This is a genomic window from Pseudoflavonifractor capillosus (genome assembly GCF_016899775.1).
Lineage (GTDB): Bacteria > Bacillota > Clostridia > Oscillospirales > Oscillospiraceae > Lawsonibacter.
The window spans coordinates 1-407 of the sequence record NZ_JACJJE010000158.1 but is presented as its reverse complement, the minus strand read 5'-3'; the positions used below and the strand labels follow the sequence as shown (position 1 = coordinate 407).

Below are 407 nucleotides of genomic sequence, written 5' to 3'. Positions count from 1 at the left end.
GCTTTCAGTATTTTCCTTCCATATGGGTAAAATAAGAACCACTTCGAGCATTGGAGGGAAATACTATGGAGACACGAAGCATAACGAGCACGGAGCTTGCGGCCTTCATCGGGCATCTGGGGACGGTGGAGCGCAGTGCCGGGACCATCGAGAAATATTTCCGGGACACGGGGCGCTTTGCCGCCTGGCTGGAGGGCGCGGAAGCTACCCGGGAGCGGGCGGCAGCCTGGCGGGACAGCCTGCTGGAGGGGGGGCTACGCTCCCGCTACCGTCAACTCCATGGTGGCGGCGGTGAACCAGTTTTTCACCTTCCTGGGCTGGGAGGAGTGCAAGGTGAAGGCCCTGAAAATCCAGCGGAAGCTGTTCCGGGACGACCGGCGGGAGCTGACCCGGGAGGAGTACCAGCG

At 61.7% G+C, this 407-nt stretch carries 1 pseudogene; it reads left to right on the top strand.

Annotated features, from left to right (window positions below):
* Window positions 1-177: 177 nt before the first annotated feature.
* Window positions 178-407, top strand: a pseudogene (locus tag H6B31_RS16795) (tyrosine-type recombinase/integrase); the annotation flags it as partial.